This is a genomic window from Sphaerisporangium dianthi (assembly GCF_042654065.1).
Lineage (GTDB): Bacteria > Actinomycetota > Actinomycetes > Streptosporangiales > Streptosporangiaceae > Sphaerisporangium > Sphaerisporangium dianthi.
In genome coordinates, this window is the sequence record NZ_JBHSFP010000033.1 from 39,477 (window position 1) to 53,324 (window position 13,848).

Annotated in this window: 9 protein-coding genes; 5 read left to right on the top strand and 4 right to left on the bottom strand. The window is 72.5% G+C overall.

Annotation, left to right across the window (positions count from 1 at the left end):
• Positions 1–259: 259 nt before the first annotated feature.
• The 4 genes from ACFO60_RS32930 (at position 260) to ACFO60_RS32945 (ending at position 5,367) form a co-directional block, all read left to right on the top strand.
• Positions 260–1,795, top strand: coding sequence for a PQQ-dependent sugar dehydrogenase (locus ACFO60_RS32930; RefSeq protein ID WP_380848460.1), 1,536 nt, complete (start codon positions 260–262; stop codon positions 1,793–1,795).
• Between the two features lie 313 nt (positions 1,796–2,108).
• Positions 2,109–2,876, top strand: coding sequence for a bestrophin-like domain (locus ACFO60_RS32935; protein ID WP_380848463.1), 768 nt, complete (start codon positions 2,109–2,111; stop codon positions 2,874–2,876).
• 530 nt (positions 2,877–3,406) lie between these two features.
• Positions 3,407–4,036: a hypothetical protein gene (locus ACFO60_RS32940; RefSeq protein ID WP_380848466.1), complete on the top strand. Its 630-nt coding sequence runs from the start codon at positions 3,407–3,409 to the stop codon at positions 4,034–4,036.
• A 287-nt stretch (positions 4,037–4,323) separates the two neighbouring features.
• Complete coding sequence (locus ACFO60_RS32945) at positions 4,324–5,367, top strand: LacI family DNA-binding transcriptional regulator (protein WP_380848469.1); 1,044 nt, start codon at positions 4,324–4,326, stop codon at positions 5,365–5,367.
• 21 nt (positions 5,368–5,388) lie between these two features.
• Here the strand turns inward: ACFO60_RS32945 and ACFO60_RS32950 are convergent, their stop codons facing one another.
• Positions 5,389–6,636 (bottom strand): hypothetical protein, encoded by a 1,248-nt coding sequence (locus tag ACFO60_RS32950; protein ID WP_380848472.1) that lies wholly within the window; start codon positions 6,634–6,636, stop codon positions 5,389–5,391.
• Positions 6,633–7,727, bottom strand: coding sequence for a HesA/MoeB/ThiF family protein (locus ACFO60_RS32955; RefSeq protein ID WP_380848475.1), 1,095 nt, complete (start codon positions 7,725–7,727; stop codon positions 6,633–6,635). Before ACFO60_RS32955 ends, ACFO60_RS32950 begins: the two co-directional genes overlap by 4 nt.
• 553 nt (positions 7,728–8,280) lie before the next feature.
• Between ACFO60_RS32955 and ACFO60_RS32960 the strand changes: the two genes are divergently transcribed.
• Positions 8,281–8,430, top strand: coding sequence for a hypothetical protein (locus tag ACFO60_RS32960; protein ID WP_380848478.1), 150 nt, complete (start codon positions 8,281–8,283; stop codon positions 8,428–8,430).
• A gap of 132 nt (positions 8,431–8,562) precedes the next feature.
• Here ACFO60_RS32960 and ACFO60_RS32965 read toward each other — a convergent pair whose 3' ends face one another.
• Positions 8,563–11,820: an AfsR/SARP family transcriptional regulator gene (locus ACFO60_RS32965; RefSeq protein ID WP_380848481.1), complete on the bottom strand. Its 3,258-nt coding sequence runs from the start codon at positions 11,818–11,820 to the stop codon at positions 8,563–8,565.
• 641 nt (positions 11,821–12,461) lie between these two features.
• Positions 12,462–13,658, bottom strand: a complete 1,197-nt coding sequence (locus ACFO60_RS32970) for a TIGR03118 family protein (RefSeq protein WP_380848484.1) — start codon at positions 13,656–13,658, stop codon at positions 12,462–12,464.
• Positions 13,659–13,848: the final 190 nt, after the last annotated feature.

Genomic DNA, 13,848 nt, shown 5'->3' on the forward strand with positions numbered 1-13,848 from the left:
GGGCAGCGAGGTCGGGGGAGCGGGGGCCGAGAGAAAGCGGGGGCGGGCCGGTCGGCGCGTTGGCCTGGAAAGTTGCGGTCGTCGTATGAAAGTTTCTTGGCGGGCGTCTCCCCGCACCTGGAGTCTCTGGAGAACGCGCAGGCCACGACGGTGAGGCCCGCACAGGGGGCGCGACCATGATTGCTCGCCCGCACGCTGGCCACATACGGTCATAAGTCAGGTTTTGACACCGTGCCTTACGCGGCGTAGGGAGCACGCGATGACCGCTATGCCGGTGATGCGAAAGCGCATCACCTCCATCCTGACCGTCGCCGTCGCCGCGGTCGCCGCGGCGACGGTTCTCATTGTGACCCGGCCACCCGCCGCCGGAGCCCTCGCGACCGGCGGCTTCGACTTCACCCGGGCCCAGGTGGCCAACACCGGGCTGCAGGTGCCCTGGGGAATCGCCTTCCTGCCCGACGGCAGCGGGCTGGTCACCGAGCGCGCCACCGCCCGCATCATGCAGGTGCGCCCCGGGGCCACGCCCACCGTGGCGGCCACCGTGCCGAACGTCGTGCCGTCGGGCGAAGGCGGCCTGCTCGGCATCGCGGTCTCGCCCACCTATGCCCAGGACCAGTACGTCTACGTGTACTACACCGCGAGCTCCGACAACCGCGTCGTGCGGCTGCGGCTGAACGCGCCGGGCACGCAGCAGGTCATCGTCTCCGGCATCCCCAAGAACAGCTTCCACAACGGCGGGCGCCTCGCCTTCGGCCCCGACGGCATGCTGTACGTGTCCACCGGGGACGGCGGGACCACGTCCAACGCCCAGAACCAGAGCAGTCTCGGCGGCAAGATCTTGCGCATGACGCCGACCGGCGGGGTGCCGTCGTCCGGCAACCCGTTCGCAGGCTCCGTCGTCTACACCTTGGGGCACCGCAACGTCCAGGGCATGGCCTGGGACGGGCAGGGGCGGATGTACGCCAGCGAGTTCGGCCAGAACACCTATGACGAGCTCAACTACATCGTCGCCGGGGCCAACTACGGCTGGCCGACCTGCGAGGGCGTGTGCAACAACTCCTCCTTCCGCAACCCGCTGGTGACCTGGACCACGGCCGAGGCGTCGCCGAGCGGTCTCGCCTACGCCAACGGCACGCTGTTCGCCGGCGCGCTGCGCGGCACGCGGCTGTGGACGGTGGCGGTGAACGGCGGCGCGACCACCGGGTCTCCGGTCGCCGAGTTCCAGGGGACCTACGGGCGGCTGCGCGCGGTCGTGGTCGGCCCCGACGGCTGGCTGTGGGTCACCACGAGCAACCGCGACGGCCGGGGGTCGCCCGTGAGCAGCGACGACCGCATCATCCGCGTCCCCCCGACGGGGACCACGCCGTCCCCGTCCGCGACGCCGACCCTCACCCCGACTCCTACGCCGACGCCGACCGTCACCCCGACCCCGACCCCCACGCCGACGCCCACCGTCACCCCGACCCCCACGCCGACACCGACGGCCGGGCGTGCCTGCGTGGCCACCTACCGCATCAGCAACCAGTGGACCGGCGGGTTCCAGGGGGAGATCACGGTGCGCAACTCGGGAACGGCCGCCATCGCGTCGTGGACGGTCGCCTTCACCTTCCCCAACGGCCAGACCATCAGCCAGATGTGGGGCGGCCGGTACACCCAGTCCGGCTCGAGCGTGACGGTGCGCAACGAGAGCTGGAACGGCACGGTGCAGCCCAGCGGCTCGACGACGGCCGGCTTCAACGGCTCCTGGACCGGGACGAACGGCACACCCTCCACCATCATTTGCACGGCCACCTGACCCAGGGCCGTCCGCATCGCGCGCGGAACGGCGGCGTGGCGAGTACGGCGCCCGTTTGACCGCCTTCCATGCGCGCATCGACCGGGGCGCTCGCTGAAGCGAGCGCCCCGTGTCGCGTTGACGACGAGCCGGAAACCGCCGTGACCGCGGGCTTCCCGCGTCGCGAACCTCTCCTGGGCCGCCTCCGGTGAGGAAGCTGGAGCCACCTTTTCGATCACCGCCCACCGCTGTTACGTAATGTGATAGCTATGTGACGGCATGCGATCGGTAACGAGTGGTGAGCGACCACTCGTACAACGTTATGGAGATGGTCATGCTCGTCAGCGTACTGGCGGTTGCGGCGGCGGTCGGGGTGGTGGCCATCGCCGCCTTTCTTTTCCGCAAGCTCGGTCACGGCAGCGAAGACATGCTTCCGAACGGCCCGACCGCCGGCCACGCAGGCTCCATGCTGTCGTCCCTGTTCCTGCTGGTCTTCGCCATCGCGATCGTCGTGCCGTGGACCACGGCCGACTCCGCACGGCAGAACACCTACACCGAGAGCCGGGCGGCCGTGGAGACCTACTGGGCCGCGTCCGGGCTTCCCGTCCCAGTGGGTGCCCAGGTGCAGCAGCAGGTCCGCGACTACGTCCAGTACGTCGTCCAGAAAGAGTGGCCGCTCATGGCCGACGGCCGGCTCAGCGTCGAGGGCGCCTCGCGGCTGGACGCGCTGCGCACTCAGGTGGCGGGCCTGATCGTGACCGGCGACGACGCGAAGTCCGCCAAGAGCGCCACCCTCGACGAGCTGAAGGAGCTGTCGGCGGCCCGCCGCCAGAGGGCCGCCGACGCGCAGGCCAGACCGCCCGCGGGTGTGCTGCCCCTGACGATCCTGACCGGGTCCATCGTCATGCTCTACCCGTTCCTGGCCGGCGCCCGGCCCCGGGGCAGAACGCTGGTGCCGCTGCTGATCATGGCAGGGCTGCTCGGCTTCGGCATCTTCCTCACCTGGCAGATCTCCCATGTGTTCGCCAGCGGCCTGTCGGTGGGGCCAGAGGCCTTCCGCGCCGTCCTCGACGAGTTCCAGCGCATCCCGTGGAGCGGATGATGACGGCCCCTTCCCGTGTGGCGGCCCTCCTGTCCGTTCCCTTCGCAGCCGCATCGCTGGCGGGCGTCGTCGTGGCCGCAGCCCCACCGCCCCCCTCCAGCGCCGCCGTCCCACTGCCGCCCTCCAGCGCCGTCGCCCTACTGCCCTCCTCCAGCGCCGCCGCCTCCCGCCCCTCACCGCCACGACCGGCCACCGCCACGCCCGCGGGCGCGCCAGGGAAGCCCTCCCGAGCCACCGATACGACCGGGCACCCGTCCCGGCTGAAGAGCGAGCGCGACGGTTCCTCCAAGAACGCCGGCAAGCCGGCCCGCTCGCCCAAGCCAGCCGCCAGGGCGGGCCGCTCGTCAGAGGTATCCGCCGGAGCGAAGCGTTCGTCCGGGGTGTCCGCCGGAGCGGGCCGTTCGTCAGGGACGTCCGCGGGAGCGGGGGGTTCGTCGGGAGTGTCCGCGGGAGCGGGGGGTTCGTCGGGAGTGTCCGCGGGAGCGGGGGGTTCGTCCGCGACGTCTGCCGGGGCGGGGCGGTCGTCCGAGATGCTCGCCGTGCCCGACGGGGAGGGGTCACTGGTCGGCGTCGAGGCGGAGGCCGGCGCGCAGGCGCGCGGCGGCTCCGGGCTCGTCGGGGCGACCGTAAGCCTGTCGGACGAGGACCGCGACGGCCTCGCCGTCGTCCCTGGCGTCGGCGTCTGCCTCGATGTCGACCTGGTGGTGAGCCTGCGGGTCGGCATCACCGTCGGAGGGCCGCCCCCTTGCCGGCGCCCGGCGGCCGATCCTCCCGCGCCTACTCCCGCACCCACTCCCGCGCCGTCCTCGGCTCCGTCGGCTCCGTCGGCCCCGACACCCCCGCCGCCACCCGGTCCCACCGCCGTGCCCTCCCAGGCGCCGCCGTCCCAGCCCGCGGCCCCTGCGGTTCCGCGCACTCCTTCCCGGCCGCAGGCGGCGCCGCGTCCGTCGCCGGTTCGGCCGGAGAGCACGCCGGCGCCCTCACCCTTCAAGCCCGGCCCAACGCCACCGGCGGCAACTCCGTCCGCTCCGGTGCGCGCGCTCCGGGCAGGCGTCCCCCGGCCGCGTCGCGAACAGCCGCTGGCCACGGTGATGGTCATGGTCGTCCTGTCACTGGTCATCGCGCTCGCCGCCGGCCTGGCGTTCGGCACCGTCCGCTGACAGTCGCCTCCGCTCGCGGGAGCTTCGGCTCACGGGTGTCTTTGTTCAGGGGCGCCTCCGTTCACGGGCGCCTCCGCTCGCAGGAGCTTCGGCTCAAGGGTGCCTTCGTTCACGGGAGATTCGGCTCGCAGGAGCTTCAGCTCACGAGGGCCCTCGTGCACGGGGGCTTCGTTCATGGATGTCCCGTCCTCAGAGGGAGTGTTCTGGTGAGGGGGCGGGGGGCGTGGCGAGGGCGGACGGGTGAGAGCGGTCCTTGCTGGAGGTGGGCGGGTGCGTAAACTGGGGCGATGACCGCGACGGATGCCGGCCTCGCCGAAGAGGGGTCACAGCGGCATGATCTGACGGTGGCGAAGATCGCGAAGCTCGCCGGGGTGTCCCCGCCCACCGTCTCCCGGGTGATCAACGGTCAGGCCGGCGTCGCGCTCGGCACCCGGCAGCGCGTCGAGGCGGTGCTCCGCGAGCACGGTTACCGCCGCAGGGACACCAGCTCGTCCATCGCCATCGTCGAGCTGGTCTTCCACGCGCTCGAGAGCATGTGGGCCCTTGAGATCATCCGTGGCGTCGAGCAGGTCGCGCGCGAGTGCGAGCTCGCCGTCGTGCTCACCGAGATGCAGGGCCGGCTCACCCCCGGCAAGGCCTGGACCGAGCAGGTGCTCGCCCGGCGCCCGAGCGGCGTCATCGCGGTGTTCTCCGAGCTGACCGTCCAGCAGCAGTCGCAGCTCGCCACCCGGTCGATCCCCCTGGTCGTGATCGACCCGACCGGCGAGCCGCTGCACCACACCCCGTCCGTGGGCGCGACCAACTGGAGCGGCGGGATGACCGCCACCCGCCACCTGCTCGAACTCGGCCACCGTCGCATCGGCATGCTGAGCGGGCCGACCCAGTGGCCGTGCTGCCGGGCGCGGCTCGACGGCTACCGCGCCGCCATGGACGCCGCGGGCGTCCCGGTCGATCCCGACCTGGTGCGCGTCAGCACCCTGTACGTCGAGGGCGGCCTGCGCGACGGCACCGAGCTGCTGCGCCTGCCCGACCCGCCGACCGCCATCTTCACCGCGAACGACCTGCAGGCGTTCGGGGTCTACGAGGCCGCCAGGCGGTCCGGGGTGCGCATCCCTGACGACCTGAGCGTCGTCGGCTTCGACGACCTGTCGTTCACCCAGTGGGCGGGCCCGCCGATGACCACCGTGCGGCAGCCACTCGTCCAGATGGGCGCCACCGCCGCCCGCATGATCGCGACCCTCGCCGCGGACGAGGAGCTCGAGCAGCACAGAGTCGAGCTGGCCACCGAGCTGATCGTCCGCGAGAGCACCGCCCCCCCGCCCCACCGGTGAGGCTGCGCTGTGCTGGTCGGGTCAGTTGGACGACGGGGCGCCTAGCGTGGTGAGCATTGTGCGGAGGACCGTGCGGACCCGCCGGCCGTGCCGCCGCCACCAGGTGCGCAGCCACAACAGCTGGACGGTCCCGATGACGGCGATGACCGCGACCGGGTCGAGCACCGCGAGGACGGAATCGGCCGCCATGAGCGCCGCCACCGCCTGGCTCAGCAGCGCCACGGTGATGGGCACCGTCACGGCGAGGAAGAAGCCGAGGCAGACCACCGTCCCCGGGACGAGGAAGGCGGCGTAGAGGCGGACCGCGCGCCGCTGCCTGGCCGGCAGCCCGGCGGTCGGGTCGGGCGCCGCCCGGCGCGGGAAGAGCCGCGACGCCAGGTGGCGCGCGTAGGCGGCCGCGTCGCCGTAGAGGTTGTGGCAGCGCGCCACGTCCTGAACCACGAAGTAGACGTCCGTGCGCATGAAGAACATGAACTGGCCGGCGATCAGGACGATCTGCGTGATGAACACGACCGCCCCGAGGTTGTGCCAGAAGCCCGGCCCGGTCGCCTGGAAGATGACCGACCCCGCCGCCGCCAGCACCGCGTTGACCGCCATCCCCGACAGGTAGACCACGAGCCGGACGCGGCGCGGGGCCGCCCACACGCCGCTGACGTTGGTCTGGGCGGCCAGGAACTGCAGCCGCGTCCCGAACGTCATCCGGCCGGGCATCCCGGCCGCGCGGGCGGTGAACAGGTGGCCGAGCTCGTGCAGGAAGATGACCGGCCAGTAGACGGCGACCTGTGACAGCAGCACCAGGCTGCCGCGCTCGGACCACACCACGTCCGCGGGCGCCGGCGGCCGGCCGGGGCCGAACAGGGCGAACAGCGCGGCGAAGGCGACGGCGGCGACCACGGCGGCGCCCAGGACGGGGCTCAGCATCCATCGCACATGCCGTTGCCGGACCCGTGGGAACGTCGAAGGGGGCACCGTCTTCCCGGCGACCGCCTCGCCGTCGAGTTCCGCCACGAAGCCCAGCTTGGCGAGGCTTCGGACGAACCCGGCGACGTCCACCGGCTCGCCGTGCTCCTCGGCGAGCGTCGCCGCGGCGCCGGGAACGTCATGCCCCTGCCGCAGCAGCTCGATGGCCCGTGCGCCGACCTCGGGCAGCGCGACGAAGGTGCCGGTCTCCACCCGCCCGACGATCCACTCGTCCCCTTCGGCGCGTACCGACAGCGGGTGCAGCCGGACGTTCGTGGCGGTGGCGCCGCCCGCCTCGGTCCCCGTCATGCCGCGCCTCCGCACGCGGGGCAGCCGGGCAGCGGCGCGCCGGTCGTGATGACGAAGCTGTGGGCGGGAGCCGCCAGGTTCATCCCGTAGGCGCAGTTGACCGGCAGGCGAGGAACCCCCGTCAGCAGGGCCAGAGCGGCATGGGCGACAAGGTTGCCCGACATCCCCGCGGAGATGGCCGTGGCGGCGTGCACGGGAGGCTCGCCCGCCCAGCCGAGTTGCGGCGATCCGGTGTCGCGCCCGCGCGCGTCGGCGACGCGGACGCACTCATAGCAGGGCCCGCTGCCGGGCCGGAAGACGCCGGCGGTGATCTGGGGGCCGTGGTAGCCCCCGTAGACCCACGGGACACCGACCTTCAGGCAGGCCTCGTTGGCCAGGCCGCGGATGTCCGCCGGCCGATCGCCGCCCAGCACCAGCATGTCGTAGCCCTGGAGGACGTCGATGAACTCCTCCGCCGTGCGGACCTCCCGCCGGGTGCCCGTGACCTGGATCTCCGAGTTGAGGGCGCGCAGCCGCTCCAGCGCGGCCTCCACCTTCGGGCGGCCGATGTCGGCCTCGGTGTAGAGGATCTGGCGGTTGAGGTTGGACAGCTCCACCACATCGGGCTCGACGCAGTGCAACGCGCCCACACCGGAGGCGGCCAGTGCCAGCGCGGCGGCGCCGCCGGTGCCGCCTACGCCGACCAGGACGACCTTCGCGTCCCGGAGCCGCCGCTGGTGGTCCCAGCTGCTCTCCCGGGGGGCCAGGTCGACCCACTGGAAGAACGACCGGCTCCTGCTGTAGCGCTCCTGCTCGGCCGCGGTGAGATCGGGGGGCGCCGGCTCGTCGGCGTCCTCCAGGTAACCGGTCGCGGCGAGCCGGTCGAAACCCTCGCGCAGCTCGCGCTCGGTGTACTGCGGGAACCGGTGGACCAGGTGGCCGACCACCTGGTCCACCGTCCGTGTGCCGTCGAGGAGTTCCAGCATCGCCCAGATCCACCCGTCCGGGTCCCGCATCTCTGCGGCGATCTTGTAGACGGTTCCCCCGATGGTGACGCGGTCGGTACCGAGCCGCCGCGGCCGATGAGGATGCTTGACCCGTGGGCGTCGCATCGCTGGACTCCTCTCTGGCGATTCTCTGACGATCGCCGGTCGTCAGCCGCAGTGGCACTCACAAACGCAGGTGGTCTCGAGCTCGTCCAGCTCGCGGATCTCGATGTTCATGTACGGCACCCCCCTTCGCCCCCTCGTGCGACGGCTTCGCGCGCCTTCGGCGCGGCGGCCGTCAGCCGCAGTCGTCGCAGCACAGCCCGGTGGTCTCCAGCTCTTCGAGTTCACGGATGTCGATCGTCATCGCGATGCCTCCCTTCTGCCGCCTCGTCGTTTCCTGCGGACGTGGCGATGATGGGCCGGGCCGGTATATCGGGGGTATACGGCCGCCGCGCCGTCGCGCGCCCGGCGGCCGCCCCCCGCATCAGGGAAAGGCGCGTTCGCCCACTTCAGGGGTGACGCGCCGCCCTTGCGGCGGCAGGCCGCGTTCGAGTGCCGAGACCACCTGAAATGCCGTCTGACCAGGCGATATACAGCCGATATACGCGTGCTGGATATGGTCGCCGCATCACCACGGCGAATCCGCCGGTGGCGCGGAAGAAATGGGGGAACACCTGTGCTGAGAAAGCGCTGGTTCGTGATCGCGGCGGGTCTGCTGACCGCTGTCCTGGCCGCCGTCGTCGTCCACTACGGCGCCGGAGATCTCCTCGGCTCCCCGGCGACCGTCGTGGCCGGTCCGTGGGAGTGGCTGGCTCCTCCGCACTGACGGCGGGACCAGATCTCTCACGAGGGGAGACCCGCACGGCCCGGGGGCGTCGTGGCCGCCGTCGCCACGGGGGACGGCGGCGGCGTGATCGGCGCGCCCGGGCCGGTCGGCGGTGTCCTTGGGGGACCCGGGTCAGCCGGTCGCGTCCTGGGGAAGGGGCGCGCCGATCGCGGCGTACAGCTCCGCCGCCAGGCGTTCGTGGCGGCGGGCGGCGGCGACGTCGCCGCCGTCTCGCGCGATGCGCGCGAGCAGGGACAGGGTGTCGGCCTCGCCGAGCCGGTGCCCGGTCCCGCGGTGCCGGCGGAGGGCGTGGCCGCCGTACCTCTGCGCCTCGGCCGCGTGTCCCATCCCGTGGTACGCGCGAGCCAGGGCGGTGAACGCCTGCCCTTCGACGACGAGGAAACGCGACGTGCCGGCCAGTTTCAGCGCCCGCTCGGCGTCGTCGACGGCGGCGCGGTGCTCGCCCGCGCGGTGGTGCGCCGTGCTCGACCCGACGAGCGCCTCGGCCGCCGGGTAGTGGGTGTTGATCTCCTCGGCGACGGCCAGCGCCGCCTGGTGCAGGCGCAGGCCGTCCGCGAAGTCCCCGGCGCGCACTCGCAGAGAGGCGAGCGTGTTCATCGCCTGCACCTCGGTGAAGCGGTCGCCGATGTCCGCGGCCAGGTCCAGGGCGGCCTGCGCGACCTCGCGGGCGTGTTCGTGACGGCCGGCGTCGCGGTGCACCAGGGCCAGCCACGCCAGCGAGTTCGCCTCCAGGTAGCGGTCGCCGAGTTGCCGGTGGCGGGCGAGGGCGACGGTCAGGTGCTCGGCCGAGGCGGTGAGGTCGCTCAGCTGGTGGTGCAGTTCCCCGAGGGTGGCGATGGCGACCGCCTCGGCTCTCGGCGCGGGATCCTCGCGGATCAGCGCGAGCGCCTGGGCGGCCCAGCTGAGTCCTTCGCCCAGCCGGCCGGCCTGACGGCAGGCGTTCGCCAGGTTGTTCAAGATCTTCGCTCGGTTCTGCCGCGAGCCGAGGCGGTCGTGCAGCCGCAGCGCGCTGTGCAGGTGGCGCGTCGCCTCGTCGGGGCGTCCGACGAACATCAACGTGGTGCTCAGGTTGGTCAGGGCGCTGGCCTCGCCCTCCGCCCATCCGGTCTCGGCGCAGAGCGTGATCGCCTTGTCCAGGTAGGTGATCGAGCGTTCGTAGCGGGCGAGGCAGTAGTTCACGTGGGCGAGGTTGAGGTAGGCCGAGGCCATGGCCCGCCGGTCCCCCTCGGCGCGCGCCGCCACCAGTGCCATGCGGGCGACGGCGAGCCAGTCGGCCATGTGCCTGGTGAGGTTGTGGTAGCCGCGGGACCTGTCGGCCATGAGCCAGGCCAGGGGCCGGAAGCCGTGGCGGAGCGCATGGCGGATCACCGCGTTCACGTTGTGCCGCTCGGCGTCCAGCCACGCCATGGCGGCTGGGGCGGGCCCCGCCTCCACCTCGCGCGCGAGGAGGCCGGGCGGCGCCGGGAGCCGCAGGATGTCCGGGTACAGCGTCCCGGCCGCGCTCTCGATCATGGACAGGTACCAGGTGAGCAGCCTGCCGGCCGCGTCCGCGCGCTCCTGCGCGCCGTCCTCGGCGCAGGAGAGGTCGCCGGCGTACCGGCGCAGCAGGTCGTGCAGGGTGAAGCGGCCACGCTTGTGCTGTTCGACGAGGTGGATGCCGGCCAGGCGGTCCAGCGCGGAGGCGGCGTCCTGCTCGGAGATCCCCGCCAGGACGGCCGCCGCCGCGGGGGTGAAGTCGGGGCAGGCGACCAGCCCGAGACGCCGGAACACCACGCGCACATGAGCCGGCACGGCCCGGTACGACAGGTCGAAGGCGGCGTGGACCGCGGTCTCCTCGTCGCCCTCGACGGTGAGGGCGGTCACCGGGTTGCCGGCGCTCAGCTCGGTCGCGTACCGCGCTATGGGGCAGTGCGGCCGGTCCAGCAGGTGCGCGGCGGCGATGCGCAACGCCAAGGGAAGATGGCCGCAGATGCGGATCAGCCTGGTGACGGCCTCGGGTTCGGCGGCGGTGCGTTCCCCGCCCAGGAGGTGGCCGACCAGGGCCGTCGCCTCGGCCGGGGCCAGGACGTCGAGGGTGAGGCGGCGTGCCCCTTCGCGGGCCACCAGCCCGGTGAGCCGGTCGCGGCTGGTGACCAGCACCACGCAACCGGAGTGGCCCGGGATCAGCGGGCGTACCTGCTCGGCGGAGTCGGCGTTGTCCAGCAGGACGAGCAGGCGCCGCCCGGCCGTCAGCGAGCGGTACCTGGCCGCGGCCTCCGCCGTGTCCAGCGGCACCTGCTCGGGGGGCATGCCGAGAGCGCGCAGGAATCCCGAGAGCGCGTCCGCGGGGCGCACGGGCGTCGTCGAGGAGTATCCCCGCAGGTTGAGGTAGAGCTGCCCGTCGGGGAACCCGGCCTCGACGTGGTGGGCCCAGCGCACCGCGAGCGCCGTCTTGCCGACGCCCCCGGTGCCCGTGATCGCCAGGATGGTGTTCGCGCCGGCCCCATCCGCCAGCATCGCGTCCAGCCCCTGGAGGAAGCTCTCCCGCCCGATGAAGCCGGCGACGTTGGACGGCAGCTCCCTCGGGGGAGGCGGCGCGGTGCGGGCGCCGCCGGGAGACGCCGCGGCCACCGGCGCCGGCGCGGCGCGCACGGGCCGGTCGTCGCCGCGCAGGATGTCCTCGTGGAGCCGCTGCAGCACCGGGCCGGGCTCGATGCCGAGCTGCTCGCGGAACAGCGTGCGGGCCTGCCGGAACAGTTCCAGCGCCTCGGCCTGGCGTCCGCTGCGGCTGAGCGCGGTCATCAGGTGGGCGCGCAGGCCCTCGCGGAAGGGGGCCGCGCGCACCAGACGGGTCAGTGCGGGGATCAGCTCCCTGTGCCTGTCCAGGCGCAGCTCGGCCTCGGCCCAGCGCTCGTGGGCGACCAGCCGCAGCTGCTCCAGTTGCTCGGCCTCCTCGGTGACCGGTTCGCACCCGGCGAACTCGGCGAACGCCGGTCCTCGCCACAGCTCCAGGCCCTCGCGCAGGAGCCGGGCGGCGAGCGCGGGATCGTCGTGGTCCAGCGCCCGGGCTCCCTCGGCGGCCAGGCGCCGGAACCGGGCCGAGTCGAGCCCGTCGCCGGTGACGACGCCGTACCCCTCGGGCGCCCGGATGATCCGGTCGGCGCCGAGCGCGCCGCGCAGCCGGTGCACGTAGAGCTGGATGTTGCGCCGCGCCGAGGGCGGAGGGGCGTCGCCCCACACCGCGCCGATCAGCTGGTCGGTCCGCACGACGCGGCCGGCGCCCGAGGCGAGGAGTACGGCGAGCACCAGGCGCGGCTTGTACGCGGTGCCGGTGGAGACCACCCGGCCGTCCTGGGTGACCACGAGCGGCCCCAGCACCAGGAACTCCATCGGCGATCGCCTCTTCTCCCCGCTGAAACCGCGGCTCGACGACCGCACAAGTATGGACGAATCAGCGGTTAAAGGACGTTCCCGCGCGCGGTGGGCGGTGGCCGCCCAGAAGGGGCGGCGTCGTCCGGCCGTCGGCGGCGTTCGAAAGTTTCAGCGTCCCGAGGGCTCGCGGAGATTCGCGGGACGCGATATGGCCGGTCAGCGGGGTGGCCGGTGACCGGCCGGGCAGGTGGCCTTGCCTGCTGAAAATTTCCGATCGATACTCCGGAACGTTTCACAGCCGTCCGCGATCGATCCGTGCCACGGGCCGGAGGGCCGGCGGGCCGTTCTCCTTCGCCTCCGGCGGGACGGCCTTTCGGTGGCCTGACGGTCCGGCCGCCGTCTCGTGGCCCGGGGGCGCAGGCGATGCCCGGGGCGCGAGACGGGTCATTCCCGGCACGTCGAACACGCCGGGACGGACCTCCCCGCCGAGGGGGCGGGGATGTCCGAACAACCGAAAGCCGGCTGCGGGGCGCGCCACCCCGCAGCCGACTTCCGCTCATTCGGGCGGGTCGTTTCGATCTTCAGGAAAGATGGTGAATCCTCGGTTGACGTGAGCCCTCGGTCATCGGAAGGCTCGGTGGTCGTTCACCTCCTCTGGGTCAGTAGCCGGAGTTGTTGTTGGAATTGGAGTTGGAGCTCGGCGAGGCGGACGGGCTGGCCGACGCGCTGGGCGAGGCGGTGGGGGTGGAGGAACCGTTGGCGGCGTCGGCCGGCATGATCAGTCCGATCAGGCCGTGCTGTGCCTTCTGGACGCCGGCGGAGAACCACAGGGCGTTCTCGCCGCCGACGGCCGCGGTGCCCGGCTCCAGGTCCCACAGGCCCTCTATGGCGATCGCCTTGCCGTCGGACTTGCGCAGCGGGCCGAGGTAGCGGCCGTTGCGGTAGGCGTTGATCCAGCCGTCGCCGAAGTTGCCGACCAGCAGCGCTCCGGCGTAGGCGCCGAAGCTGTCGGGGGCCTTGATCATCGCCCAGGGCGCGTTCAGGGCGCCACGGGCCGCGACGCGGCCGGCGAACCGTCCCGAGGCGGTGAAGCGGCTGATGAAGCCGAGGCCCCGGCCGGCGATCGACTTGCCGGTCTCGGAGTCGCGCTTGGCGTAGGCGACGTAGACGGCGTTGCCCACGATCTCGACGTTGAAGGCGGAGTAGTCACTCGGCAGGCCACGGTCGCGGAACGCCCACTTCGACAGCCGCACCCGGCGGAAGTCGTCGTCGAAGACGTCGACCCGGTTGTGGGCGAAGTCGGCGGCGAGCAGGAAGCGTCCCCGGTTGGTCGGCATCAGGGCCAGGCCCTTGTAGTCGGCGTGACGGGTGAAGGCCGCGATGATGGCGCTGGTCGGGTTCACCTCGGCGTTCCAGCCGGTGATGGCGCCGCTGGGGCTGGCGAAGATGAACGTCGCCGGCCCGGAGGCCCCCTTGCTGGAGATCTCGAAGCCCTCGCCGGCGTCGTTGAAGATCTGGCCGGTCGGGGTGCCTCCAGGGATCCAGACCTCGGTCTTCTCCTTGGTGAGCTGGCTCGCGCCGCCCGAGTACACGGTCGCCGTGCCGGTGCCCGCGTTGGAGACCCACAGCGTCTTGCCCATCGCCAGACCCCAGGGGTTGATCACCTTGGTGTCGGTGACGTCCGCCTTGCCTGCCACGTCCGAGATGAGGGGGATCTCGGCGAATCGGTTCTTTGTGTGAGTGGTGGACCTGGTGGACTCCTTGGACTGCGGGGACTCAGCGTGCGCCGGGATCGTGCCGGTGGAAATGCCCAGGACGAGTGCCGCAGCGCAGAGCGTGACGATGCGCGACCGCATCAGGCCTCCTATGTGTCTGCATGTGCGTACGGACGGAGGTACGCGGCGACCCGAGACCCGGTTCAAACCTCTTTGCAATCTTTCTCGGACACCGGCACGGCGCCGCGGCTCCCGGACGATCTGGGGCGGGCGCCGGCGAGGTCGGATCGTGAGCGTTCCGGGATCTTGACTGCGGAGATGAGAGCGCTAA